The organism is Rhizobium sp. FG96 (genome assembly GCF_057808655.1).
Map to the genome: position 1 here is coordinate 25334 of NZ_JBMDIL010000017.1, position 24081 is coordinate 49414.

Annotated in this window: 26 protein-coding genes; 5 read left to right on the top strand and 21 right to left on the bottom strand. The window is 59.3% G+C overall.

Translation table 11 applies throughout. The annotated features are described in order from the left end of the window. Positions 1–105: 105 nt before the first annotated feature. Positions 106–1992: a diguanylate cyclase gene (locus tag ACODR6_RS27390; RefSeq protein ID WP_142843328.1), complete on the top strand. Its 1887-nt coding sequence runs from the start codon at positions 106–108 to the stop codon at positions 1990–1992. Positions 1993–2106: 114 nt separating this feature from the next. On the opposite strand, the gene ACODR6_RS27395 is transcribed toward ACODR6_RS27390, so the two are convergent. The 14 genes from ACODR6_RS27395 to traI form a co-directional block, all read right to left on the bottom strand. Further along, entirely contained in the window at positions 2107–2820 is a 714-nt protein-coding gene (locus ACODR6_RS27395; RefSeq protein WP_161991475.1) for an autoinducer binding domain-containing protein, read from the bottom strand. A 374-nt stretch (positions 2821–3194) separates the two neighbouring features. Beyond that, positions 3195–3416, bottom strand: a complete 222-nt coding sequence (locus ACODR6_RS27400) for a hypothetical protein (protein WP_142843329.1) — start codon at positions 3414–3416, stop codon at positions 3195–3197. A 97-nt stretch (positions 3417–3513) separates the two neighbouring features. Continuing rightward, positions 3514–4815 carry an IncP-type conjugal transfer protein TrbI gene (gene trbI / locus ACODR6_RS27405; protein WP_142843330.1) on the bottom strand — a complete coding sequence of 434 codons (1302 nt, stop codon included), beginning with the start codon at positions 4813–4815 and terminating at the stop codon, positions 3514–3516. Positions 4816–4827: 12 nt separating this feature from the next. Continuing rightward, the gene (trbH, locus tag ACODR6_RS27410) at positions 4828–5265 is read right to left on the bottom strand and encodes a conjugal transfer protein TrbH (RefSeq protein WP_142843331.1); all 438 of its coding nucleotides are present in this window, start codon (positions 5263–5265) and stop codon (positions 4828–4830) included. Between the two features lie 3 nt (positions 5266–5268). Further along, positions 5269–6081 carry a P-type conjugative transfer protein TrbG gene (trbG, locus tag ACODR6_RS27415; protein ID WP_142843332.1) on the bottom strand — a complete coding sequence of 271 codons (813 nt, stop codon included), beginning with the start codon at positions 6079–6081 and terminating at the stop codon, positions 5269–5271. Positions 6082–6098: 17 nt separating this feature from the next. Next, entirely contained in the window at positions 6099–6761 is a 663-nt protein-coding gene (locus ACODR6_RS27420) for a conjugal transfer protein TrbF (protein ID WP_065653658.1), read from the bottom strand. Between the two features lie 24 nt (positions 6762–6785). Then, positions 6786–7928 (bottom strand): P-type conjugative transfer protein TrbL, encoded by a 1143-nt coding sequence (gene trbL / locus ACODR6_RS27425; RefSeq protein ID WP_269832200.1) that lies wholly within the window; start codon positions 7926–7928, stop codon positions 6786–6788. Between the two features lie 40 nt (positions 7929–7968). After that, the gene (gene trbK / locus ACODR6_RS27430) at positions 7969–8145 is read right to left on the bottom strand and encodes an entry exclusion protein TrbK (protein WP_142843334.1); all 177 of its coding nucleotides are present in this window, start codon (positions 8143–8145) and stop codon (positions 7969–7971) included. Beyond that, positions 8139–8942 carry a P-type conjugative transfer protein TrbJ gene (gene trbJ, locus ACODR6_RS27435; RefSeq protein ID WP_142843335.1) on the bottom strand — a complete coding sequence of 268 codons (804 nt, stop codon included), beginning with the start codon at positions 8940–8942 and terminating at the stop codon, positions 8139–8141. Before trbJ ends, trbK begins: the two co-directional genes overlap by 7 nt. After that, entirely contained in the window at positions 8914–11370 is a 2457-nt protein-coding gene (locus tag ACODR6_RS27440; RefSeq protein WP_142843336.1) for a conjugal transfer protein TrbE, read from the bottom strand. Before ACODR6_RS27440 ends, trbJ begins: the two co-directional genes overlap by 29 nt. A gap of 9 nt (positions 11371–11379) precedes the next feature. Then, on the bottom strand, positions 11380–11679 hold the full coding sequence (locus ACODR6_RS27445) for a conjugal transfer protein TrbD (protein ID WP_037094117.1): 300 nt from the start codon (positions 11677–11679) through the stop codon (positions 11380–11382). Continuing rightward, complete coding sequence (locus ACODR6_RS27450; RefSeq protein WP_142843337.1) at positions 11672–12055, bottom strand: TrbC/VirB2 family protein; 384 nt, start codon at positions 12053–12055, stop codon at positions 11672–11674. Before ACODR6_RS27450 ends, ACODR6_RS27445 begins: the two co-directional genes overlap by 8 nt. Continuing rightward, positions 12045–13022, bottom strand: a complete 978-nt coding sequence (gene trbB, locus ACODR6_RS27455; RefSeq protein WP_142843338.1) for a P-type conjugative transfer ATPase TrbB — start codon at positions 13020–13022, stop codon at positions 12045–12047. The genes ACODR6_RS27450 and trbB overlap by 11 nt, the downstream gene beginning before the upstream one ends. 12 nt (positions 13023–13034) lie before the next feature. Next, a complete protein-coding gene (gene traI / locus ACODR6_RS27460; RefSeq protein WP_142843339.1) occupies positions 13035–13658 on the bottom strand; it encodes an acyl-homoserine-lactone synthase in 624 nt (207 codons plus the stop codon). A gap of 388 nt (positions 13659–14046) precedes the next feature. On the opposite strand from traI, the gene repA reads away from it, so the two are divergent. The 3 genes from repA to repC all read left to right on the top strand — a co-directional run bounded on the left by repA (position 14047) and on the right by repC (position 17650). Continuing rightward, positions 14047–15261, top strand: coding sequence for a plasmid partitioning protein RepA (gene repA / locus ACODR6_RS27465; RefSeq protein ID WP_064334742.1), 1215 nt, complete (start codon positions 14047–14049; stop codon positions 15259–15261). Continuing rightward, positions 15258–16280, top strand: coding sequence for a plasmid partitioning protein RepB (gene repB / locus ACODR6_RS27470; RefSeq protein WP_064334703.1), 1023 nt, complete (start codon positions 15258–15260; stop codon positions 16278–16280). The genes repA and repB overlap by 4 nt, the downstream gene beginning before the upstream one ends. A 155-nt stretch (positions 16281–16435) precedes the next feature. Next, a complete protein-coding gene (gene repC, locus ACODR6_RS27475) occupies positions 16436–17650 on the top strand; it encodes a plasmid replication protein RepC (protein WP_142843340.1) in 1215 nt (404 codons plus the stop codon). Between the two features lie 676 nt (positions 17651–18326). Here repC and ACODR6_RS27480 read toward each other — a convergent pair. From ACODR6_RS27480 to ACODR6_RS27510, 7 genes are all read right to left on the bottom strand, one after another. Next, positions 18327–19016: an HNH endonuclease gene (locus tag ACODR6_RS27480; RefSeq protein WP_237681480.1), complete on the bottom strand. Its 690-nt coding sequence runs from the start codon at positions 19014–19016 to the stop codon at positions 18327–18329. 4 nt (positions 19017–19020) lie between these two features. Beyond that, positions 19021–20151, bottom strand: coding sequence for an AAA family ATPase (locus tag ACODR6_RS27485; protein ID WP_142843341.1), 1131 nt, complete (start codon positions 20149–20151; stop codon positions 19021–19023). 121 nt (positions 20152–20272) lie between these two features. Next, positions 20273–21430, bottom strand: coding sequence for a site-specific integrase (locus tag ACODR6_RS27490; protein ID WP_142913679.1), 1158 nt, complete (start codon positions 21428–21430; stop codon positions 20273–20275). Then, a complete protein-coding gene (locus tag ACODR6_RS27495) occupies positions 21430–21717 on the bottom strand; it encodes a DUF7673 family protein (protein WP_142843342.1) in 288 nt (95 codons plus the stop codon). The genes ACODR6_RS27490 and ACODR6_RS27495 overlap by 1 nt, the downstream gene beginning before the upstream one ends. Before the next feature lie 42 nt (positions 21718–21759). After that, positions 21760–22008, bottom strand: a complete 249-nt coding sequence (locus ACODR6_RS27500) for a type II toxin-antitoxin system Phd/YefM family antitoxin (RefSeq protein ID WP_142843343.1) — start codon at positions 22006–22008, stop codon at positions 21760–21762. Between the two features lie 12 nt (positions 22009–22020). After that, positions 22021–22398, bottom strand: coding sequence for a type II toxin-antitoxin system VapC family toxin (locus ACODR6_RS27505; protein WP_142843344.1), 378 nt, complete (start codon positions 22396–22398; stop codon positions 22021–22023). After that, positions 22395–22685, bottom strand: a complete 291-nt coding sequence (locus ACODR6_RS27510; protein WP_142843345.1) for a type II toxin-antitoxin system Phd/YefM family antitoxin — start codon at positions 22683–22685, stop codon at positions 22395–22397. Before ACODR6_RS27510 ends, ACODR6_RS27505 begins: the two co-directional genes overlap by 4 nt. A gap of 179 nt (positions 22686–22864) precedes the next feature. Between ACODR6_RS27510 and ACODR6_RS27515 the strand changes: the two genes are divergently transcribed. After that, positions 22865–24007 (top strand): RHE_PE00001 family protein, encoded by a 1143-nt coding sequence (locus ACODR6_RS27515; RefSeq protein WP_489025478.1) that lies wholly within the window; start codon positions 22865–22867, stop codon positions 24005–24007. Positions 24008–24081 lie beyond the last annotated feature (74 nt).

The window sequence follows — 24081 nt, forward strand, 5'->3', positions numbered from 1 at the left end:
GAATGCTTAACGCAATATCAATCGTCAACAGGCAACTTCTGGCTGATATTTCAGCTTCGCTCTCAGATTGTCAGCCGGGTCTCGGCGATTACACAGGGTATATGCATGGCAACGGGCGTCTGGGAGCGGCTTGCGGGCAATCTGGCATTTGTCGTTTTGTGCTTCGCCATGTGGGCACATTTTTCGATCTGGTACCGTCGGCTAATCGTTCGGCACGACAAAGTTCTTTTTGGTGCGTTCGCGGGCTGCACTTCTATCGGCTCCATGTTGCTCGCAGTCCAATACCAGCCCGGAATCTATCTTGATCTTCGTTTTGTTCCGCTTGCGCTGACCGCTGCATTGGGCGGCCCCATATCTGCCATCGGTGCAGTAGTCCCAGCCGCTATCTTTCGCCTCTATCTTGCCGGAACGGCTACCCTTGACGGGATCGTGGCGATCCTGGTCGTGAGCTCGGTGGGAGCGGCGACCTATTTGCTGCCGCGCACAAAATTCTCAGCGGGACGCATCCTTCTATTTCTCAGCCTGGCCCTGGCGCTTGCGCTAACCCTGGTGCTCGCTATTCTTCCAAGCCTGTCGGAGGTCCAAGCGCTCTCGGCCATCGGGTTCCCACTCATCACGGCAAACTGTGTCGCTGCAATCCTGTGTGGCCTCATCATGCTCAAGACAGATCGGGTGCAGCTGGAGCGCCGAATTTTGGAAACGGCATTCTCGCAGTCCCCCGACTATCTGTACGTTAAAGACAGGGAGAGCAAATTCCTGACCGTGAACGACAATATGGCCCGGCTATTCCGTTTTCCCGCAGCTTCCGACATGATCGGGCTTTCCGACTTCAACCTGCGCACTCCTCCAGAAGCCGAGGAGCTGTATTTCCGCGAACAGCAGATCATGCGCACCGGCGAACCGCAGATAGACTTTCAGGAGCGGTTGAACGATCGCCACCTGCTTGCGTCGAAGGTCCCTCTTCGGGATAGTGAGGGGCACATCGTTGGCCTCGCAGGCGTCACCCGTGACATTGCCGAACGCGTGGAACTCGAAAGCGAGCTTCGCGAAAAGCGAAACCTGCTGACGCTTGCGATGCATGGCATGTCCGAGGGTTTCGCCATTTTCGACAAGAAGGGGTTCCTCGTCTTCTGCAATGAGCAATACCGGGACGCATTCCCGTTTTCACGCGATGCTCGAGTCGTCGGTGCGCATATCAGCGACATCTTACGCAGCGTAGCGGAAACGGGCGAGCGTATCGACATGCCCGACGTGGCTTCAGAGCAATGGATCGAGCTGGCGGCAGCAAGCCTTCCTGTCAACAAGGACGAAGAAATCCAGCTTCAGAACGGCGAGTGGCGCGCACTTAAGACCCGGCTCGCCCATGATGGCACGGCGATGGTGGTCGTGTCTGACATCACGGCGACGAAGCAGGCGGAAATCGCTCTCCAGGAATCGGCTAACCAGCTCAGAGCCCTTGCAGACACGGATGGACTGACCAATCTCACCAATCGCCGCGCTTTCGATCGGGCTTTTGCGGCCCAAACCGAACATTGTATCAGCAGGGGTATGCCGCTCAGTGTCCTGATGATCGATGTCGACCGCTTCAAAGCCTACAACGACACCTATGGCCATCTTGCTGGTGACGACTGCCTGCGCATCGTCGGAAGATGTCTAGACAAGTCCGTGAAGCGCGCAGGGGACCTCGTGGCGCGTTACGGCGGCGAGGAGTTCGTGGTTCTACTTCCAAACACGGACGAAAAAGGCGCTGCAATCGTTGCCGACGAATTTGCTCATCTCCTGGCCAAAGAGAACATCCCACATGCTGGGAGCGAGTTCGGGCGAGTGACCGCGAGTGTAGGAATCTCAACGGTCACGGGGAAAGGTCTGCACTTCGGCTCAGCACGCATCCTTTCGGAAGCCGATGACGCCCTCTATGAGGCGAAAGAGAACGGTCGCAATCAAGTGGTGGCGCGGACGCTATCGGACGGACAGACCGTGACAGTTAAGTAAGGACCGAAGGCATCATAATGGCGGCCTTTCGCTGTTGCCGCCAAGCCCAAACACAGCAGAATTGGGCGCGTCTGCAGCTCGTATTCCAATTGTGGGAGGGCTGACGCGACGATGCTAATTAGAGCTTAGCAACCCACGATCTTTCGCGATTCCAACAAGCTGCGGCACTGATTCAGCGCCCAGCTTGGCACGGGCTTTATCGAGGTAGTGCTGCACGGTCCTCGAATTGATGCCGGTCACAGCGGCAGTTTCGAGTGTGTTTTTTCCTTTCATCGCCCATGTCAGGCACAGCATCTCGCGTGGTGACAGCACCTGCTTCGGATTGACGGCGGTTTTGGCAGCAATCATCTTCAATCGATAATGAACCATCATCACCAATTGGACAGCTCTCTTCGAGTCGAATGCGGCCGGGACGTCCACGTCTCTTTCCGAGGATGCAAAGGTCAGCATCATCGACGCGCCGTAACCACCTTCAACAGGGATCGTCATGCCGCAGCGGATCCCGTGGTCGATCGCCTCGTCGCGAAATTTTCTGAGTGGTGAAGAACCGCGGGCCGGCCAATCCTCCGCAGTCCAGAAGAAAACGTCCCGTTTGCGCTTCGCTTCCGTCACCACCGGATCGATGCTGGAATAGTCAGCCGAGAGGTAAAGACCCTCCCAGGGTTTGGGATAGGAGTTGAATGTCCTGATCTGGGCGCCTTCTTTTTCGAGATAGGCAAACCGTTCGTATCCGCAGGAACGCGTGAACTGCCTGAGGGCGCCCTTGACCATGGCCTCGTCTTGCGCGACTTCCAGCATATCAACGAGCGAGCGAAATTCTCCGTCCACGAACGCTTCTCCTATGTTTTTGACCCGTAACGCGGTCCTTTATTTGCCAGCCGAGACGCTGGATGATGGGCATCGTCGTTTGGCAACAGGCGGACCTGCTAATCGCCAACTGACGATAGCTCCGCAACCGGCGGTGCTTGGTTGATGCAAAGCAGTCCCTCTTGCCGTGTACGTTAGCACTACCCATAAAGGGGGAGCTTTCAAGGCTCCCTGCCTCAAAAAGATGACAAATCAAGAAAAGTTTTTGCGGGCGAATGGAAACCGTGTTCTGACGCGAGTGCTATGTACTGAAGAGAACGCGATATAAGGCCCGGCCCGTTTGCCCACGCAAGGCCCCAAATCCTAAAACTGCCAGCGCTTTTCAAGCGGCAAGATCACTTGGCGTCGATACGCGCCCGCTCGGATCTGACGGCTTTGATGATACGCCAGTTAATTCCCGGCTCGCGTGGCATCTGGATATCGTCCATGTTGTCGAAATCCGAAAGCCGGGTGTAAAACGCACTTCGAAGGCGCGAGATAAACTGCTTCGGCAAAGCGGTGTTTTCGAGAAGGTCCGGGTCGTCATCCGGCAAATCGCCAAAATCCATTTCTGTCATCGCCTATCCTTTCCTGCGTTGAGCAGGACCATCCGGCACCATTTCTTCAGCCAGCGCAACTCGCAGATTTGCACCTCTTGCAGACTTGGCGTTTCCTTTAGTTTATGCGGTAAGCCGACGGAAAGATGATGTCCTGGTCGACGAGGACGTTGAACTTATAGCCGGGGCGTATCTGGATCGTCGGCTGTACATTCAGGTTCTTCGAGATTGTCTGCTCGGCGACGCGACCGAAGCTTTCAGCAAAATTCCGTCTGGCGGCATCGGACGCCGTATCCTGCGTCGCAAGCGTCGAACTCTCCGGCATGGACATGTCGATCCCGGTTCCGATCAGCGCGACGAGTGCTGCCGAACCCCAGGTGCGCCAGAGATGTCGATCGACTTTATCCTTGAACCCGCCATATCCCTCGGCATCCGTGCCCGCCATGCCGCCGATCTGCAGGGTCGATCCGTTCGGAAAGATGAGGTCGGTCCAGACGACGAGTACGCGCTCCTGGCCAAACGACACCTTGGAATCGTAGCGGCCGAATAGTTTGGACCCCTGCGGGATCAGGAGCCGATAGCCGGTGGCGCTGTCAAAAACGTTCTGGCTGACCTGAGCGGTGATTCTGCCCGGAAGATCGGAGTTGAGCCCGGTGATCAACGTGGCCGGAATAACCGAGCCGCGCTTCAGCTCATAGGGCGAGATCTGCGGTACGACCCGGTTCGGCAGATAGCCGAGATCCTTGATGTCCTGATTGAAAAAATCCTGCTTCGAAGTCTGGGTGTTCGGATCGACGTTCTGTCCCATCAGCCCTGATTTGACAGCGGAGGCGTAGAGGTCGGAGGCATTGTTGGCTGTCGCAGTTGTCGTCTGCCGGCCCGTGTCTCTGGAATTGTTGGCGACTTTTTCGACATCGGAAATATCCACCTTCAATGGCGAGTCCAAAGCCGTTGCCCGCGCCTGAAGGCGGGCCATACGCTGGCGCTGCGCCTCGCGGATATATTGTTCGTCCTGCTCCCGTTTCAGGCGGGCTTTCCATTCCTCTTCGGATTCGAGCCTTGGCCGCCGTTCTTGCCTTTCCGCGGACTGGCGGTCGACAACAGATGTTTCCTTCTCGACCTTCTGTTCGACGGCGGGCGTTGGCTGAAACGCTTCGCGCTCAACCGGCTCGCCGATGATGCCGTCGGTAACGCCGCGTTTGAGTTGGTCTCCAAAATTGGTTGCGGGAGCATTCGAGGCGCTCTCGATATCATTGTTCCGATTGAATGCCAGCCCGCGCCACGACAGCCCGACCACGACCACCCCGACGAACAACGCGATGATGATGATGGCGATGATGATCGGCAGCCGATTGAGACGGCGCATACCCTTCTGATCGTCGGCTTGGTTGGAGGCGCCAAGCTGGAGAGACTGGACCATGTTCGCCTCCCCTCAGTTGCGTTGCATGATGGAAAGCGGGCTTGCCGGCGTGGCGCCGGCCGCCGTGGCCGTGTAGGCCCGACCAAGGGCAACGGACGGCGTGGAGAGCCGTGCGAGCACCTGGCCGTCGACGTCATCGATCGAATAAACGAGCTCGACCGTCTTCACATCCTTCCCTACCTTGCCGTCGGTGATGACGGTGTAGCCCCATCCTTTCAGCGCCGCCTCGAGCGCCGCCGCGAAATCTGACGTGTCCTTTTCCATTTTGAGCGTCGTCGTGCCTGCCGGATCGATCTGCTCGGCGAGGCGGCTCGCCATGTCGCCGGCGATGGCGCTAGCGGCTGGGCCGGTGACGGCGACCGGGGTTGAACTGGTGGTCAATCCATCCTCGGCTGTCTGGCAGCCTGAGAGCAGGGTGGCGGTGATGATGATGACGAGAAGCTTGCGCATGGTTCAGCCTCCCCGCCGGATGGTGATCTTCTGTTGGCGCCAGCCAACGCCGGAGACGAGGATCGCCTTGTCGACCGCGTAGTCGACGATCATCATGTCATTCTTCATCCGGTAATTGACGATGCGGTTCTGGCCGCCCGAGACGACGAAGAGCACTGGCGCATCCTGCCCCGAGATCGATTTCGAAAACTGGATGTAGGTTTTGACGCCATCCGAATAGACCCGTTTCGGCTTCCAGGGCGCCGAGCCACTCACGGAGTACGAGAAGTTCAGTTTGTCGGGCGCCGTGCCGGGAATGCCGCCGGTCTCGAGCCGGGAATTGATGTCGGCGAGCTTGGTCGATACGTCCTCCGGATATTCGAAGCCGATGCGCGCCATGTACTGGCTCGGATGGGATTTCAGCTGGATGTGGTAGGTGCGCCGCGATGTGGTGACCACCATCGAGGTAACGAGTCCCGGTTCCGACGGCTTGACGATCAAATGGATCGCCTGCCCGCCCGTGGCGCCGGAAGTCGCCGGTTCGACCTTCCAACGAACCGTGTCACCGACAAGCACATCGCGGACGATCTCGCCGCCTTGCAATTCGATATCGCAGACTTGAAGCGGCGAGCAGACGACCGACGGCTGGGTTTCTCCGAACAGGAAAATGACCTTGCCATCCGGGCCGGTCGTCACCAGCCCCGATGTCCCGCGCCACTTCCTGGAAATGTTGGTGCCCTTCACCTCGTTGTTTGTCATGCTCTGCGCCTCGATGCCGCTCGCGAGGACGAGCGTGGCCAAGCAGCCGGCGGCTGCGATCAATCCTGTTCTGTGCATTGAGAAATCCCCTGCCCTTAAAGCTGCGCTGTCCAGTCGAAATCCCGGACATAGAGACCGATCGGATTGAGACGGATGGTCGCCTCATCCTGCGGTGCGGTGAGCGTGACCGTTGCGATCCCGCGGAACCGGCGCGTGCCGATTTCCTTGCCCTTGCGGTCGCGTTCGTACTCGGTCCAGTCGATCTGATAAGTCTGGTTCGAGAGCGCCACGATGTTGTTGACCTCGATGGCAACGGTCGAGGACTTCGCTTTCTCGAACGGCGAGTTGCTCCGGAACCAGTCATTGATCTTCTGCGTCGACGGATCGGAGGTCCGAAGCAGCGCATAGGTCCGATCGATATATTGCTTCTGCACCACGGCATCCGGCGTAATGCTGCGGAAGCTGGTCACGAAGTTGCCGAGCGTGGCGCGCACCACCCGGACATCGGCATATTCGATCTGTTCGGGGAACCCTGACGTCACCGAGGTTCCAAGCTTGTCGACCTGGACGATGTAAGGCACCAATTTGACCTGAGTGCTCAAGTACATCGAATAGCTAAAGCCGATGACCGCCATTGTCAGACCGAGGATGCCGACAATGCGCCATGCGTCGGCGGCCTTTACGTAAGAGCCGTATCGTTCATTCCATTCCTGGCGTGCGGCGAGGTACGGGTTTTCGGGGGCGCGGTTCGCTGCCATCGATCCATCACTTTCTAATTGCGGTTAGTCTTTGCGTTCGGGAGGTGGCTTTGGTCCGCTATGCCCGCTACGCGCCTGGTCGAGCTTGGCGTTGGCAAGACCGAGGATCGAACCTGCATAGGCGCCGGGAGAACCGATGGCCTTCTCCTTGGCGGCCGAGCCTGCCGCATGTCCGGCCGATCCGATGCCAGCTCCGATCCCGCGAAGCATTGCGCCGGCGACGGATGAACCTGCAGCTCGGGCAGCCTGACCAGCCGCGAAGCCGGTCCCCGCGGCACCCGCTGCGAGGAAGCCAGCGCCTGTGGCGAAGGACGCGGCCTGCCCACCGTGCCGGATTGCTTCCATTCCGCCTGAGACAGAAGCTCCCTGCACGACGCCCTGCATGATGTTCGGGACGTAGATGGCGACAATGAAGACGACGACCGCAATGCCGGCGATCGCAAGTGCCGTCTGGAATTGGTCTCCAATGTCAGGTTCGTTTGCCAATCCGATCAGCACTTCCGATCCGATGCGCGAGATCATCACAAGCGCCATGAGCTTCATTCCGACCGAGAATGCGTAGACTAGGTATCGGACGGCGAAGTCCTTCGTATAGGACGAACCGCCAAGGCCGAGCATGATCATGCCGGCGAGAAGGCCGATATACATTTCGACCATGACCGACACAAAAATCGCTGCAACGAGCGAGAATGAGATGACCACGACGACCATTGCAAAAGCAGCCGAGATCGCCAGCGCATTGTCCTCAAAAAGACCGAACTGAATCTTTTCCGACATCTTCGTTGCGACGGCGAGTCCGGCATTGAAGACGTCGGCTGGTGACGCGGTCCCGCCACCAGCACCAATCTGGAACAGGCTGTCGACTACCGCCTTGGCGAAGGTGGGACCCTGCGCCAACACGAAGGCGAAGAAGCCGACGAACATGATCCGCCGGACAAGCTCGGCGAACCAGCTGTCAAGCGATGCGGCCTGTAGTGCCAGCCAGACGGCGGCGATGCCGATTTCGATCGTCGCCAGGATCCAGAATAACGATTTCGCCGCATCCATGACCGTGGTTTCCCACCCCTTCGCGGCCGTGGTGATCTGGCTCTGCAATGAGGTTAACACCGAGCCTTCCTGGGCGAAGGCTGGCTGGGCCGCCAGTGCGCAGAAGGTCGCAAGCAGCATCGCTGCCCTGAACCGTTGAAAAGGTATCCCCGTCATCTGCTCACCACTCGACCTTCATTCTCTCGCCGCCAGAGGTCGGATACTTCTTGGAGGTGCCAAAGAACTGTTCGCGACGCTCCTGCGCAGCCTGCTTTTCGGAGATGAGCAGCCAGATGCCGGTGCTGCCGGCCGCCACGATGGCCGCGAGTGTGAGCAGGATCAGTTTCGTTCTCACCATTCCACCTTCATCTTCTCGCCGCCGGACGTCGACGGGGCTGTCGCGCTGAAGAATTTCTCTCGTCGCGCCTGAGCCAGGTCCTTGTCGGTCTGCTCGGTCTGCAGCCAAGTCCCCATCATCGTCATTTGCTGGGAGACGAGACCGCGCAGTTTCTGCATCTGCGCGACCTGCTGTGCGGCGATCTCGTGCCCAACCTGGAGGGCCTTCATCTGCCCATCGGCGGTCTCGGACATCGATCGTAGCGAGGACATCGTGCCTTCCTCGCTGTCGAACTGATCGGCCGTCAGGCTTGCCGCTTTCAGGGTGCTGGCGATCGTGTCCCGGTTGGTATCGGACCACGACTGGTAGCTGGAGGAAAAGCTTGTCGCGCCCGGCAGGTTGGCCCTGAGGCTTGAATAGCTCTGGAAGCGCTGCTGCAGCACATCGTCTGCATTGCCCATCGAAAACGAAATGCTCTGGCCCTGGTCGATGAGGCTGCGCAACTGATTGAGGTCGCTTTCGACCTGTCCCCAGATATGCGACGGGAGGGTCGCCGTATTCTGCAGCAGGTTCTGGTAGATATTGAGCTGCGTTTCGATCTGTTGCGCGAGCTGGCTGATCTGGGTGAGCTGGTTCTGGATTTGCTCGCCGGATTGGCCAACGAGGGATACGAGTTCTCCATTGTTGAGGACCTGCGTCCATTCGGTCGCTGCACCTGTGGCGGTGCCGGCACGCGCTGGCGCGGCTGCACTTAGTGCAACGATTACAGCCACCAGACTGACGACGAATCTATTCGAAGTTGAGCAGCGACGCGGCATCGTGAACTCCTCTCATTTGAAGCCAGTGAACCGGCCAGTCGCGGCCGTGTTCGGAACTAAGCGTGCGAATGCGCTTCAAGTCTTCCTTGCCGGATGCGCCAACGAAGCTCAGCGCCACGGGGCCGAGCGCCATATCGAACAACCGACGGCCTTCGGGGGTGACGACGTAGTATTCGCGTTTGGGAATGGCGTTCGAAACGATCTCGATCTGTCGCTCGTTAAAGCCGATCCGTTCGTAGAATTCGCGCGTCCCAGATTCCCTTGCGGCGCCGTTCGGCAAGCAAATTTTCGTTGGGCAGGATTCCTTCAGCACATCGATAATACCCGAGCGTTCGGCGTCGGAGATCGACTGCGTGGCGAGTACAACGGCGCAATTGGCCTTGCGCAGCACCTTGAGCCACTCGCGGATCTTGCTGCGGAATACCGGATGACCGAGCATCAGCCAGGCCTCGTCGAGCACGATCAGGCTCGGGGAACCGTCGAGACGCTTCTCGATCCGCCGGAACAAGTAGGTTAGCACGGGCACAAGATTGCGCTCGCCCATGTTCATAAGGTGCTCGATCTCGAAGGTCTGGAATGCGCCGAGGGAAAGGCCGTCCTGTTCCGCGTCGAGAAGCTGGCCCATCGGGCCGTCGACCGTGTAGTGATGAAGCGCGTCCTTGATCTCGCGCATCTGGACGCCGCTGACGAAGTCTGACAGGGACCGTCCGGCCGCGCTGCCCATCAATCCGATCTGGCGAGAGATCGCGTTGCGATGATCAGGGGTGATGGCAACACCCTGAAGGGCGACCAACATTTCGATCCATTCCGTTGCCCAGGCGCGATCCGCATCGCTCGCGAGGTCCGATAGTGGGCAGAAGGCCAGCGCCTTTGCCTCTTCTTGGGCGTCGCCACCGATCTCATAGTGATCGCCGCCGGCGGCGAGCGTCAGCGGCAGGAGCGAGTTCCCCTTATCGAAAGCGAAGATCTGGGCGCGTTCGTACCGTCGGAACTGCGCTGCGATTAGTGCCAGCAGCGTCGACTTGCCCGAGCCGGTCGGCCCGAAGATCAGGGTGTGACCGACGTCATCGACATGGAGGTTCAACCGGAACGGAGTCGAGCCGCTCGCCACCTGCATAAGGGGTGGCGAGTTCGGCGGGTAGAATGGGCACGGCGCCGCCGGGCTGCCGGACCAGACCGAGTTCAGCGGGACCAGATCGGCGAGATTGCTGGTGTTGATTAGCGGCTCGCGGATGTTGCAGTACCAATTGCCGGGCAGGCTGCCGAGATAGGCGTCGGTGGCGTTGAGGGTCTCAATCCTTGCGCCGAATCCTTCCGCCTGGATCAGCCGGCGAATGGCTTCCGCTTTTTCCTGGAGAGCCTCACGGTCGTGATCAAACAGGACGATGACAGGCGTGTAGTAGCCGTAGGCAACCAGCTGCGAGGAGGCTTGCGCGATGGCATCCTCAGTCTCGGCTACCATGGTCATGGCATCCTGGTCGACGGAGCGGCTTTGCGTCTGGAAGAGCTGATCGAAGAACGGCCGTACCTTCTGCTGCCATTTCTTGCGGGTGCGTTCGAGTTTCTGCCGTGCCTCTTCCGCATCGAGGAAGATGAAGCGCGATGACCAGCGATAGGTGAGCGGCATCAGGTCCAGGCTGTTGAGAATCCCCGGCCAGCTCTCGGCCGGCAGGCCATCGATTGCCACAACCGCGAGAAACCGATTCTCGACCTTCGGCGTCAGGCCATGCTCGAGCTCGGCTGTCGCAATCCAGTCGAGATACATCGGGGCATCCGGCAATCTGATCGGATGGTTTTCGCCGGTGACGCAAAAGCGAACGAATTGTAGCAACTCGTCATAGCGGGCGAGCCGCTCCCCTCCCCTCTCCGCGACTTCGCGCGTCTCCATGCGCCGGATCGAAAGAGTGTTGGCAAAATACTGCTCGATCTCGCGGATGGCGTTCCTGAAGATGAAGAGCACCGTGTCGGCATAGCTCTTCTTGCGGCTCTCCTCGTCCGAGTAAATGTATTTGCTCAGCGCGGTCTTTTTGGACTCCAGGGGCCGATAGGTGAGGACGAGCGCGTGCTTGCTCTCGAAATGCCCCTGCTCGCGCCCGAAATGCGCCCGCCGCTCGGCGTCGATCGCGCGCGTGACCGCATCTGGAAAGTGGCAGCGATCGTCAGACGGATAGTCGAATGTCGGGATGCGAACGGCTTCGACCTGGATCATCCAGCCGCTCCCGAGCCGCGACAGGATCGTATTGATCTGCCGTGACAGGTCGTTGCGCTCGAGATCGGTAGCACTTTCGGAGTCGGGTCCCGCAAAATACCAGCCGGCCATCAGGCTTCCGTCTTTCAACAGAAGGACGCCATTGTCGACGAGGCCGGCATAGGGGACGAGATCCGCAAAGGATGGGCCGGTGGCCCGGAAGCGTTTCAGAGCAACCATGGCTTGCCCTCAATACCGGCGCCATGGCGAGGAGGTCGCCTTGTAGTAATGCTTGTACGAGACATGGCGGATATAGACCTGTCGCATCAGCGGGTCCGCCTTTGCCATCATTCTCAGGAGGCCGACGACGACGATCCAGACGGCAACGCCGAAGAGCGCGGAATAGATCGTCAGAACGACGAAGATGAGGATGACTGCAGCAAGACCGGTGATCAGCACCAACTCCCGGTCCGCGCCCATCAGCAGGTTCGGACGCGACAGCGCCCGATGAATGCGGTTGCGTTGCAGGCCAGACAGGGACTCAGCCATGAGCCCCCTCCCCTTCCCCGCTTTGATTGATTGAGATGGTCTGCTCGTCGGGCAGTCCGATCGAGGCACCGGTTGCGCCAAAAAGGCCGACGATGTTGGTGGCGCCAAGCAGGATGCCAGCGACGAGCACGATGTACATGAGCCGCCGCGCGAAATCGTTCAGTTCGCCGCCGAAGATTAGCATGCCGCCGGCGATCGCGACGGCTGCAAGCGCAATGGCGCCGGCAACTGGTCCGGTGATCGATTCCTGGATCTGCTGCAGCGGCCCTTCCCAGGGAAGACTGCCGCCGGAACTGGCGAGCGCCGGCGAGACCGAGGCAAGAGCGATGGGTGCCGCAAGGAGTACAGCGGCGATGAATGCGTTTCTACGCGACATGGCGCGCCTCCTGTTCTTCCGTAAGCTGGTCGGATTCGATTTCGTATTGGCCGCCCGCGAAGCGCTCGACCTGGATGACGTCGCGAACGCGCCGCCCGCGCGGCGTTCGCTCGATCGAGACGACGAGATCGACCGCTTCCCCGATCACTTCATGCATCGGCTGCTGGCTGGCTTCGGCAGTTAGCTGCTCGAGGCGGCGTAGCGCCGACATAGCGGTGTTGGAATGGATGGTGGCCACGCCTCCGGGATGGCCCGTGTTCCATGCTTTCAGCAACGTGAGCGCAGCGCCGTCGCGGACCTCGCCCACGACGATCCGGTCTGGGCGCAGACGCATGGTGCTCTTCAAGAGCCGTGCCATGTCAACGGTATCGCTGGTGTGGAGAAGAACAGCGTTCTCGGCCGCGCACTGGATCTCGGCGGTGTCTTCCAGGATGACGAGGCGGTCTTCCGGGGCAGACTTGACGATTTCGTCGATGACGGCATTTGCGAGCGTCGTCTTGCCCGACCCGGTGCCCCCGGATATGATGATGTTGAGCCGGGACGAAATCGCGCTGCGGATAGTCGAAGCCTGGTGTTCGGTCATCACGCCGGAGCGCACATAGTCATCGAGCCGGATCAGGCGCGAGGCTCGGCGGCGAATGGTGAACGCCGGCTTGGCGACAACGGGAGGCAACAGCCCTTCGAAGCGGTGACCGCCGATCGGTAGCTCCCCGGATATGATTGGTTGCTCGGTATCGACCTCGGATTGGAGCGCATGCGCGACCGTTCCGATCACCATCTCGGCGGCGGCAGGCGACATCTCACCGGCAGGCGCGACGCCATGACCGAGCCGTTCGATGAAGAGCTTGCCATCGGGATTGAGCATGATTTCGACAACCGTTGAGTCTTCCAGCGCAAAGCAGAGCTGGTCGCCCAGTGCCTCCTGGAGTTTGCGGACAAGTCGAGGATGAGATCGAAGCTGGTTCACGGCTTTTCTTTCTTACGCTGCTTGGCTGACGGCGCTGAGTTCGGAACGGTAGTTGGCAGGTCGGAGCCGTTGGAATGTGTCTGCATTCGCGGGAAGGGTCCCGGCGACAGCCATGGTCACCCCGATCTTCTTCGGCTCCGCCAGCCGCTGCAGGGGCCAGCCAACACGAGCGAGGATCCGCTCGAAGCGGAGGTCGGTCACCGTGACGATCTCCGTGTAGCCGTTCGCCATGCACCACTCGATGATGCCCGCAAACATGGTCAGGGTCGCCTCATGGACGGAGCCGTCTCCCCTACCCTCCCCGAGAGTCGTATCGACGCAGAAGCGGGAACTCTCGATCATGGCGGTGTGCGCATTCAGCTGACCATCCGGCAGCAGCGTCGGAAAGATGTTCGTCACCATCGTCGCGCCAAGAGCCGGGAGTAGCCTGGCGCAACCAGTCACGGCGCCACCGTCGGAAATTGCGAGAACGTAGGTCGGCATAAGAGCGTCAAAGGCGTCCGCCTCTTGACCGTCGACGACTTTGACCTCCCAGCCCAGGCGCTCGGCAAAAACGCGCGCACGTAGCTGATGATGGCGGTGGAGAAGCCGAGCTTCTTGAATATTTCGCGGTTTGGAAATCGCGAGAATCTGCATGAATTTCTCCGTCGGATATTGGTCGGCGGGGAAATCAGCACGGAACAGATTCGGGTGGTAGTTGTAGGATCCTACAAGCCCGATTGGAGTGAGTCGCGGCGCAACCGTCCCCTTTTCCGCGAAAGCAGCCTTGTTCCCGCAACAATTCGGTTAGGCGGTTGTAGGATTCACAGTAAAACAGACCATGAACCTGTGGGAGTGACGTGCTTTCTAAGGCAATGTTTCTACGGCTAAAAATTGATTGCGTTGGACGCCTTCTTTCTTGAGCGTTAAGCTTTCGTTAACCAAAAAGCTCTTGCTCAAAATCCAGAATCGACGCTTATTGCCAGTGGCGGAACTTTTGAAGTTTCGCGAAAAATATCGCCACTGGCAAGAAATGGGTTTTGAGATGGCGAAGACCGCCGCGAAAACAGCGCCCGTATTTGAAGGGTTGACCGCATTGATGGAGCGTCATGCAGACGCCCTCTCCAGCCAACTTCAAGCACATCATCTCAAGGTCTTCCCTCCGACCTCCGAGAAGGGAATTCGAACATTTGCGCCATCCGAGGCGTCCAAGCTGCTTGGCGTCGGTGAGTCTTATTTAAGGCAGACTGCTTCGGAAATGCCAGAGCTGAACTTGACCATGAGCCCAGGTGGTCGGCGGACTTTCTCGATCGAAGACATCCATGCAATCCGCAAGCACATGGACCAGGTCGGCCGCGGGAACAGACGCTACCTGCCGCATCGCCGAGACGGTGAGCAGCTTCAGGTTATTTCAGTGATGAATTTTAAAGGCGGGTCGGGTAAGACGACCACCGCCGCGCATCTCGCACAGTATCTGGCCATGCGCGGGTACCGGATTCTGGCAATCGATCTCGATCCTCAGGCAAGCCTTTCCGCCCTCTTCGGTAGTCAGCCAGAAACAGACGTGGGTCCGAACGAAACTCTCTACGGCGCCATCAGGTACGATGAGGAGCAGGTACCGGTCGAGCAAGTGGTCCGAGGGACCTATATTCCCGATCTCCACCTCATCCCCGGTAATCTCGAACTGATGGAATTCGAGCACGACACGCCGCGTGCGCTGATGAAGCGAAAGGAAGGCGATACGCTCTTCTACGGTCGGATCAGTCAAGTCATCGAAGACATCGCGGATAACTATGACGTTGTCGTTATCGATTGTCCTCCCCAGCTAGGCTACCTCACGCTGTCGGCATTGACGGCGGCAACCTCCATCTTGGTCACTGTGCATCCGCAGATGCTGGACGTGATGTCCATGAACCAGTTCCTGGCCATGACATCGAACCTGCTACGCGAAATTGAGAACGCCGGGGCCGAGTTCAAGTTCAATTGGATGCGCTACCTGATAACGCGTTTCGAACCAAGCGATGGACCGCAAAACCAGATGGTAGGTTATCTTCGGTCGATCTTTGGTGAAAATGTTCTCAATTTCCCGATGCTTAAGACGACAGCGGTTTCGGACGCCGGCCTGACCAACCAAACCCTTTTCGAAGTCGAGCGCAGCCAGTTCACGCGCTCGACCTATGATCGAGCCTTGGAAGCCATGAACGCGGTCAACGACGAAATCGAAGGCCTGATTAAAAAAGCATGGGGTAGACCGACATGAGCCGCAAGCACATCCTCGGGGTCTCGACAGACGCACCCGAAACGCCCGCAGCAGAGAGCCGGACGGCAAAGAGCCGCTCCATGCCGCTTCTCGGGGTGGTGAGAAAGGAGCGCGACCCGTCAACGAAGCTGACCGCAAACATTGGCAACGCGCTACGCGAGCAGAACGATCGACTTGGCCGCGCGGAGGAGATTGAGCGGCGGCTTGCTGAGGGCCACGCCGTGGTGGAACTGGACGCTTCGTCCATCGAGCCCTCCTTTGTGCGGGATCGCATGCAGGGGGACATCGACGGACTCCTTGATTCAATCCGCGAGCAAGGGCAGCAGGTCCCGATCCTGGTGAGACCTCATCCCGACCAGCCAGGCCGATATCAGGTGGCCTTTGGCCACCGCCGACTGCGCGCGGTTCTAGATCTTGGCCTTCCTGTAAAGGCAATCGTTCGTGACCTGACGGACGAGCAACTCGTCGTCGCGCAGGGCCAGGAGAACAATGAGCGTGAGGATCTCACCTTCATCGAAAAGGCGCGCTTCGCGCATCGACTGAATAAGCAGTTCTCGCGAGAGATCGTCATTGCCGCAATGTCGATCGATAAAAGCAATCTGTCGAAGATGCTCCTTCTTGTCGACGCCCTCCCCTCCGAACTGATCGATGCCATTGGGGCCGCTCCAGGAGTTGGACGACCCAGCTGGCAACAACTGGCAGAACTGGTCGAGAAGGCAGCTTCGCCGTCGGACGCGATCAAATTTGCGGCCTCAGCAGAGGTGCAGACGCTGCCATCGGCAGACCGCTTCAAGGCGCTGATAGGCCATCTCAAGCCGCGTCGCATCGCGCGCGGGCTTCCGGACGTCATGTCGACCCCCGATGGCGACAGACTTGCGCAGGTGACACAGAGCAAGAGCAAGCTGGAGATTACGATCGACAGGAAAGCCACGCCAGACTTTGCCGCCTTCGTACTCGAACATTTGCCGGCGCTTTATCAGGCACACCGTGCAAAGCATCCACAGAAACAGGGAGACTAACCCGCAAAAGAAAAGAGCCCCCTCAACGTTGCCGTCGTGGAAGCCCTTCTGTCTCTTTAGCACGAACAGAATCGCATTTCCTCGAATCTTCGTCAAGAGTCTTTGGCGCCGTTTTGGTGAGCTGATTTCTTTTGCCTGCTGAAAGGTGAAAGACGATGCAGACAGGAAGTGTGACGACGCCATTCGGGCGGCGGCCGATGACGCTTGCGCTCGTGCGGCGCCAGTCGGCTTCGGCCGATATCAAACAAGGCAAGGCAGCGGATAAGTGGAAAGTCTTCAGAGACGCCTCCGCCGCCATGGAACTACTCGGGATTCAGTCCAATAGCCTCGCGGTTCTTGACGCGCTTTTGAGCTTTTATCCTGAGAATGAGTTGCGCCAAGACGCCCAACTGATTGTCTTCCCCTCGAATGCTCAGCTTGCTTTACGAGCGCATGCGATGGCGGGCGCGACTTTGCGCAGACATATCGCCATCCTGGTGGAAGCAGGCCTAATCGTCCGCAAGGATAGCGCCAATGGAAAGCGCTACGCCCGTAAGGACGGCGAGGGACGCATCGAGAGCGCCTTCGGTTTCGATCTGTCGCCGCTCTTGGCACGGTCCGAAGAGTTGGCGATGAAGGCGCAGCAGGTGATGGCCAACAGAGCGGCGTTCAGGAAGGCCAAGGAGAGCCTGACGATCTGCCGACGCGATGTCCGCAAGCTAATTACGGCCGCGATGGAGGAAGGCGCCGAAGGCGACTGGAAAGCGATCGAGGACATCTATGTAGCGCTTGTGGGCAGAATCCCGCGCGCTCCGACGCTCACCGATGTAACGACGATCCTTGAAGAAATGGAGATGCTGCGCGAGGAGATAGTCAATCGGCTGGAATTTCACGAAAATTCCGAAAATAATAGCACCAATGATGCTCACAATGAGCAGCACATACAGAATTCAAATCCCGAATCCATCCGTGAACTTGAACCTAGCTCTCGAAAAGAGCAGGGAGCGAAGCCGAGCGAAATCCGCCGGCCGAAGAGCGAGCCGCTTAAGGCGTTCCCGTTGGGTGTGGTGTTGAAGGCATGCCCGACGATATCGGACTACGGGCCGGGTGGCGCAATCGGAAACTGGCGAGACTTGATGTCAGCGGCGGTAGTCGTTCGATCGATGCTGAAGGTGAGCCCCTCGGCCTATCAGGAAGCCTGCGATGCCATGGGGCCGGAAAATGCGGCCGCGGCTGTCGCTTGCATCCTGGAGCGCGCAAACTTCATCAACTCGGCTGGCGGCTATCTGCGGGATCTGACAAGGCGCACGGAACGAGGAGAGTTTTCGCTTGGTCCTATGATAATGGCGTTGTTGAGGGCCAACGGGCAGGGGAGTTTGCAAGCTGGGTAGGTTTCAATGAGCCCGAACTCGAAAATTAGATGCGGGTGGAGCGGCCAAGAAAGCATCTGGGCAATTTTCTTGGTGGTCAGCTGACCACAGTCCTAAGCAGCTGAAAATGAACGTATGTTATGGGGGCAGGGTCGTTCCAGCTCTCTGGGTTGGGGGCTGTGGGACGCGTGTGCTGTGTTGAGAACAGGGGGCGGCGCGCCCAATTGGAAGCAGCGGATTGAGAGGACCACGGCGCCGGGAAGGGCTCGACGGCGCACCCGGCGGTGCGATCTGGCCGGAGATCGGCGGTGGAACGCATGCGGCTGTCCGCGACCTCTTGGGCCGAGTTCAGGGATGGCTGCGCCGCTCCAATAGGGCGCCGCTGTTGAAAGGTTTCGTAGATCCATCTGCCCTTGCCAGGCGACGATGGCGCCCCTTTCGCCTTCAGCGATGACAGCGGTATGGGGGGCGGTGATGATGCTTCCTGAAGAAGTCAGCCTCACAGCCGTGCCCCTCAGGGCACAGGGCGCCGAGGGCATCTTTTTTAGTGGTCAGCTGACCACAGCCTTAAACAACTGAAAAACAATCGTTTTTCGAACGTGATTCTGGAAAGAGAGTTTCTTATCTCATGATCCGCGGATCACGTACTTCCGCGAAAAGCCAGCCACGTGAAGCGGTCCATGCAACCCAAATTCCGCTACTGATCGAATTGCTTGGCAAGCCTACGAACCTTGGCAGCAAGGTCCGTCTCGGGGCTTTCCCCTTCAAGACCCTGCGCTTTGTCGAAACTATCGACCTGCAGTTCATGCAAGGCGAAGAAGTCATGGGTGTAGATTGCCTTCTCACTCCCGGCCGTCTTCACGAACACAACGATGTTCTTGGTGTCAACCTGCGCTTCGAGCCGTATCAGGTGCTCGCTGTAGGCGTCGAAATTTGGGTGCACAAAGCGATAGTTATTGCTGTCTTGAAACTTGGTTGAATCGTCCGCGTCTACGACAAAGCCGTCTCCGCTACGCTTGAACTGCATGTTGCACCGCTTGCACGCGGCCGCGAGATTCCAGATCGCATAGCTGAATGGTTTGTAGACCGGCTTTCCCTTGGGAAGGATGTGCTCGCGATCGGTCATGTACGGGCCCGCACCATTTAGGTTCAGGCGGCAATAACAGCAATTTCCGCCATGGCGCGCGAGGTGATAGGCGAGGATCTTGTCCTTCGCGCTTTTGAGCGCCTGCAGTTCGTTCTGGTCCTCGGACTTCCAGTCCCAGGGCTTCTCTATTTCCAAGGCCTTCCCGACCGCCGCAGCTTCCTCCACACTCAGCTGAAAATCGTCAAGCGCCGGCAAATAGCGGTCAACCATCGCTCTTGTTGTCCCCGCGCCGCTGTGCATCGACCTACTCCATCAAGTCTTCAACCGCTTTGAAAAACTTCCGCTGTTTTTCGTCGAAGCTCTTGATCGCCATATCGTTGACGAGCGCAATCGCGCTGTCGCGGGTAATTTCACCGCGTTCTACCCGCGCAACGACACCTACCATCTCCTCGCTCACGAAATGGCTTGCTGGCGTGATCACATCAAAAGCGCGCCAAAGGACGCCTTCCACGTTCGCTGCTGAGTCCTTGGCCTCCTGCAGATCGAGTACGGACGGTTCGCCATCTTGAACTTGAAACACAGAGACAATATCGGGCAAGGCTCCAAGAGCACCAACGACGATCAAAGGCGCGTGGGTCGCGACGACGATCGTGGCGTTGCGGTAAAAGACTGCCGCGACGATCTTCTCGAGATACTCCCGCTGCCAGCGGGGATGTAGGCTGTTCTCTGGCTCGTCAATCAGGATAACCGGTTCCTGGCCGATGGAGCTGATCAAGAACACGAGGGAGGAAATCAGTGCGAGTTCACCCGAACTGGCATTCAGTAGCTCAATGACTTCGCCATCGTGCCTTTCGAGAAAGACCTGGATTCCGCGAATGCGTCCAAGCCGTCGAAGGCTATCCTCGCTTCGGAGGATAGCTCCGAATTCTCGACCCAATGAAAACGACAACGCCGATTCCCCTTGGTGAATCCAGAGAATTTCGGCAGGGTTATGCCGACGCAAGAATGCGACGACTGCGTCGTAGTCGTTTGGATCGAACAGGAAATCTGCTGGGTCTAGATATGCCGTGTACGGGTCCGAATCGACGAGGAACCCGAACCGTGGCCGATAACCGCAGTATTCGAGGATCGCGCCGATCTGGTAAAATCGTGAGTCCGGTTGGTCGATGGTCCTTCCGATCGCGCGCTTGACGATGCTCTTTGGAGACCTGCTGCCTCTGCCGGCCGTGATGCGCTTCAATCCACGCAAGCCGGAAAAGCGATCATGGGCGGTGTTGGAAATGATTGCCAGATCCCGATCACCACGGATCTGGATCGCGAGTTCGCGAAGAAAGCGGCTTTTGCCGGAGCCGTTGGGTCCGACGAGGATGGCAACCTTCTCAGCGACGGGCCTTTGGTTCGCCAGTCCAAGCCGTTGCAAGTTTGAGGAGGCCATTTGATGTCCTGGACGGCACGTTTCGAGTGTGAGGAAGGGCTACGCTACGTAGAGGATCCGAATCAAGCCCTCCGATGAATACCCTATCCGCCATCCTCTTCAATTTCGTCCAGCGCGGTCTTCAGAGCATCCGGGCGGCCTTGCCACTTCGCCGTACCGCACTGTTATAGTAGCTCGACGCCTGCTGGACCGATCGATGCCGCGACTGCTCCATCGCTTCGGGTAGGGGAATGCCTCGGTTCGCAGCCTCCGTGAGGTACCCGGATCGCAGCCCGTGCGCCGAAAACTCCGCCGGCTCCAGCCCGGCCATCCTTACCCGCTGCTTGACGATGTCGTTGACGGCCTTCGGATCGAGCGCCCGGCGGCTGACATTGCCCCAGCGGTCGATCGCCCGAAACACGCTGCCACTTTCGATTTTGCCGGCCGCCAGCCAGGCGTTCAGGGCGACTACCGGTCGGCCGGTCAAATAGACGACTTCGTCCTGATCGGCGCCGGAGGTCTTGGTCCGACCGAGGTGAATCGACAAAGAGGGGAGGAGGCTTCCATCCTCAGCCTCAACCGGGGCTTCGATCGTCAATTGTTCTCTTCGGAGGCCGGCGACTTCGCTGCGGCGACGACCGCCGGATGCGAAGGCGACCATGAGGATCGCCCGATCGCGCAGATCGCGGAGACTGTGTTCGCCGCAGGTTGCCAGCAGCTTCGCCAGCACGTCGCCGGTCACCGCCTTGGCGCTCTTACGAAGGCGTTGTCGCGGCACGGCACGGACGGCGAGGCGAACGGCCGACTTCAGGGCAGGGGAGGCGAAAGCACCTTGAGCGCCGCGCCATCTCGTTAGCGTCGACCAGTTCGCGAGCCGCCGCCGCACCGTGTCCGGCGCATGCGGGCCGGTGGACCTGAGGAAGCCGCCATCCCGCAACGCGTGCTCGACGTCGGCCGGCATGCCGTGCTCGGGATCGGTCTCGCGCTGGCGCGGATTCCAAAGATGATGCACCACGAATTTCAGCAGCAGCGCCTCCGGCGCCGGCCAGGGCAGGGGAGATCCGGTTGCGGCTAACGACCAGGCTTCCAGATAGGCAAGATCGGAGGTCAGCGCGCGCAGCGTGTTTTCGCCCATGCCTTCGTTGACGAGATGCCGCAGTGTCTCGACATCCTGGTCGGTCAATAACTCGGCGAGCTTGTCGCGCCGGTCGATCGGCAGCACCGCGGCGATCGTATCGAGCTGTTCTGCGCGGCGCTCGACCGCCGGCGGCACCGCCGGCTGACCCGGCCGCGCGACCATTAGGCCTGCTCCTTCTGTGGCCGCCACCGCGCGATGATCTGCTCGATCTCGCTCCGGTAGTCATACGGGTAGACGATGTCCTCCTCGCGGGCGAGAAAGGTGAAGATCGTCGCCATGTCCGCACCAATGTGCGGATCGACATTGGCAAGATCGGTGAGATCGAAACCGCCATGCACGTCGGCGTTCCACCAGGCAAGCAGGAAGTTGGCGACGCGCCGGCCTTGGCCGGTGTCCTCGTGGGCGACGTTCAGGAGCTTTTCGAGCGCAAATCTCACCCGGTCATCCATGGCACCCTCTTCCTCGTCCGTGAGTGCAGCGATTGACGACGTTCATCGGGGCAGGCCGTGGTCGTCATGGAGATCATCGTGGTTGGAGGTCGCATCAGCGGGCACGGTGGCGCGTCCCTCGGCAGCCAGCCTCAGGACCTCGTCCATCGTCCCTTCCCCGGCGGCAATCGATGTCAGCGCAGCAATCGGCCGCCTGTGGCGGCAGATCAGGATCTCATCCTGACCTGCCGCCAGGTCAATCAATTCCTCGAGCCGTGCCGAGGCCTCGTCAATCTCAACCAGGAGTTTCATGTTCAACGTCCTCTACCAGACACGTTCGTGCAGCACTGCATCGAATACCAGATCGGTGGAGACGAAAGCGCAATGCTCGAGCCGCGCCTGGGCCGCCAGAATCCGGTCCCAGGGGTCGCGATGCTCCCAATCGAAGGCAGCGGCGAGTTCGGCATGCAGATCGCTGATGGCAAGAGTCTGCAGGCCGCTGGCGGTCACCGCGGCGCGCAGTTCCTGCGGTTTCAGGTCGAGCTTCTTCAGCCGCATCTTGTTGTCGAGTTCGTAGAAGGAGACGGCGCTGACGAGGATCGTGTTGGCCTTGTCCTCGATCAGCGAACGGGCGGTCGCCGAGAGCCGATCGCTGCCGATCGTCCACCAGTAGACGGCATGGCTGTCGAGCAGCACTTTCATGAGCGGTTCTTAGGATCGCTGGACTCGCCCTGCCAGATGCCGGTTTCTTCGGTGAAGTCGCCGGCGTCGATCGCCGCCTGTTCGGCATCGACGTCGTCGAACAGGTCGTCGGGAAGTTGGCGATGACGCAACAGGCCAAACGGTCGCTTGCCGCCATCGGCGGGGCCGATCCGGGCATAGATTTCGTTGCCGCGCATGATGATGATTTCCTCGCCCTGATTGGCGCGTTCGAGCACCTCGGCGAAATTCTTGCGCGCCTCGCTGATCTTGTAGGTCGACTGCGGCATGGACGGCCTCCGAAAGCTGAGATGACCGCTATTATAGCTCAATTGGCAAGGCGTACAAGCAGGCTGTACGCATCACTTTTGATAAGGGTTACTTATTGGAAGTGACAAGCCCAACAGGCAACCGTCAGTAGTGAGGAACTCTAATTTTCAGATAGAGTTCGTTTAGCAAATCATTTACCATGATTTCAATGTCTTACAATCTAGCTAAAATCGGCATGAATGCCTTAATGCGGCCGGCTTTTGAGGCGGCCGTCGCCCTCGCGCGTTTGGATGAACGCATCGCCCGTTCGCCGGTCGGGCAGGGCTGGATCGAACGGTGCCACTTCGCCGACGCCTGCGCCTCGCTGTGGATCGACGGCGAGCTCGTCCATCTCGAGGATCTCGTTCTCCACGACGCCACGAAAGATATTCGCACACCCACCCACGAGCTGACCATCGCCCGAGACGTTTTGCGCACGCGTCGACGGATCGCCGCGCAGCCGGCCGGTTGGGCGCTGTCTTCAGACGGGCTTCGCACGCTCAGGCAAACCGCGGATGTGACGTCGGTCAGCGACGACGATGGTGAGAGGCGAGGCGGCGCCAAGCGGCCTGTCGCTGTCGAGCCGATAGGGGAGGGGGCGGAGGATGCTGACGGTGACGAAGGCCTCGCAGGTGTCGACTATGCCGCCATCGATTCGGTGCTCGCCCGATCGGAGGCGGCAATCGAAAACGCAAAGCGACCTGGTCGCGGTAGCGTCCAAGATAAAGATCCGATGATATATGATCTCGACTGGGATGAAGATGCCCGGCTCGACGAATGGCGTGGCGTGCTGCGCCAGGTCGAAAACCTGCCAGCCGCGCTGCAGGCGATCATCGCCCTCGATGCCTGGAACGAACTGTCCATCCTTCAGCACGCTCCCTGGCTCGGCCGGCTGCTTGCTGCCTCGATCCTGCGACAAGCCGACATCACCACCAGCGCTCATCTGGCCGCCATCAATCTCGGCCTGAAAAACATTCCGGTCGATCAGCGCCGGCATCGCGACCGGGAGACGAGACTGCTCGGTATCGCCCATGGTCTTCTGGCGGCCGCGGAGATCGGCATGAAAGAGCATGACCGGCTGTCTTTGGCGCGCACCCTGTTCGAGCGGAAGCTGGAGGGGCGGCGCACGTCTTCAAAGCTGCCGGAACTGGTCGAGCTCGTCATGGCGAAGCCGTTGGTGTCGGCGGGGATGGTGGCGAAGACTCTGGAGGTTACGCCGCAGGCGGCGCGGCGGATCGTGTCGGAACTCGGCCTCAGGGAGATGACGGGGAGGGGGAGATTTCGGGCGTGGGGGATTATTTGAATTGACGTACTACGCCCGAGGAAATTGCTGTGCCAAAGATACCGATCGTGTTGCAGATGATCTGGGAAGAGATC

Excerpts from the sequence above, each read along its gene's own strand:
- ACODR6_RS27500 (WP_142843343.1), bottom strand. The coding sequence starts at position 22,008 with ATGAAACTCCTGGTTGAGATTGACGAGGCCTCGGCACGGCTCGAGGAA.
- ACODR6_RS27510 (WP_142843345.1), bottom strand. The coding sequence starts at position 22,685 with ATGCCGCAGTCGACCTACAAGATCAGCGAGGCGCGCAAGAATTTCGCC.
- repC (WP_142843340.1), top strand. The coding sequence starts at position 16,436 with ATGCAGACAGGAAGTGTGACGACGCCATTCGGGCGGCGGCCGATGACG.
- ACODR6_RS27445 (WP_037094117.1), bottom strand. The coding sequence starts at position 11,679 with ATGGCTGAGTCCCTGTCTGGCCTGCAACGCAACCGCATTCATCGGGCG.
- ACODR6_RS27400 (WP_142843329.1), bottom strand. The coding sequence starts at position 3,416 with ATGACAGAAATGGATTTTGGCGATTTGCCGGATGACGACCCGGACCTT.
- ACODR6_RS27450 (WP_142843337.1), bottom strand. The coding sequence starts at position 12,055 with ATGTCGCGTAGAAACGCATTCATCGCCGCTGTACTCCTTGCGGCACCC.
- repB (WP_064334703.1), top strand. The coding sequence starts at position 15,258 with ATGAGCCGCAAGCACATCCTCGGGGTCTCGACAGACGCACCCGAAACG.
- ACODR6_RS27390 (WP_142843328.1), top strand. The coding sequence starts at position 106 with ATGGCAACGGGCGTCTGGGAGCGGCTTGCGGGCAATCTGGCATTTGTC.
- ACODR6_RS27420 (WP_065653658.1), bottom strand. The coding sequence starts at position 6,761 with ATGGCAGCGAACCGCGCCCCCGAAAACCCGTACCTCGCCGCACGCCAG.
- ACODR6_RS27505 (WP_142843344.1), bottom strand. The coding sequence starts at position 22,398 with ATGAAAGTGCTGCTCGACAGCCATGCCGTCTACTGGTGGACGATCGGC.
- ACODR6_RS27490 (WP_142913679.1), bottom strand. The coding sequence starts at position 21,430 with ATGGTCGCGCGGCCGGGTCAGCCGGCGGTGCCGCCGGCGGTCGAGCGC.
- trbJ (WP_142843335.1), bottom strand. The coding sequence starts at position 8,942 with ATGCCGCGTCGCTGCTCAACTTCGAATAGATTCGTCGTCAGTCTGGTG.
- ACODR6_RS27440 (WP_142843336.1), bottom strand. The coding sequence starts at position 11,370 with ATGGTTGCTCTGAAACGCTTCCGGGCCACCGGCCCATCCTTTGCGGAT.
- traI (WP_142843339.1), bottom strand. The coding sequence starts at position 13,658 with ATGCAGATTCTCGCGATTTCCAAACCGCGAAATATTCAAGAAGCTCGG.
- ACODR6_RS27485 (WP_142843341.1), bottom strand. The coding sequence starts at position 20,151 with ATGGCCTCCTCAAACTTGCAACGGCTTGGACTGGCGAACCAAAGGCCC.
- ACODR6_RS27495 (WP_142843342.1), bottom strand. The coding sequence starts at position 21,717 with ATGGATGACCGGGTGAGATTTGCGCTCGAAAAGCTCCTGAACGTCGCC.
- trbG (WP_142843332.1), bottom strand. The coding sequence starts at position 6,081 with ATGCACAGAACAGGATTGATCGCAGCCGCCGGCTGCTTGGCCACGCTC.
- trbI (WP_142843330.1), bottom strand. The coding sequence starts at position 4,815 with ATGGTCCAGTCTCTCCAGCTTGGCGCCTCCAACCAAGCCGACGATCAG.
- ACODR6_RS27480 (WP_237681480.1), bottom strand. The coding sequence starts at position 19,016 with ATGCACAGCGGCGCGGGGACAACAAGAGCGATGGTTGACCGCTATTTG.
- trbL (WP_269832200.1), bottom strand. The coding sequence starts at position 7,928 with ATGCTGCTTGCGACCTTCTGCGCACTGGCGGCCCAGCCAGCCTTCGCC.
- ACODR6_RS27515 (WP_489025478.1), top strand. The coding sequence starts at position 22,865 with ATGATTTCAATGTCTTACAATCTAGCTAAAATCGGCATGAATGCCTTA.
- repA (WP_064334742.1), top strand. The coding sequence starts at position 14,047 with ATGGCGAAGACCGCCGCGAAAACAGCGCCCGTATTTGAAGGGTTGACC.
- trbH (WP_142843331.1), bottom strand. The coding sequence starts at position 5,265 with ATGCGCAAGCTTCTCGTCATCATCATCACCGCCACCCTGCTCTCAGGC.
- trbK (WP_142843334.1), bottom strand. The coding sequence starts at position 8,145 with ATGGTGAGAACGAAACTGATCCTGCTCACACTCGCGGCCATCGTGGCG.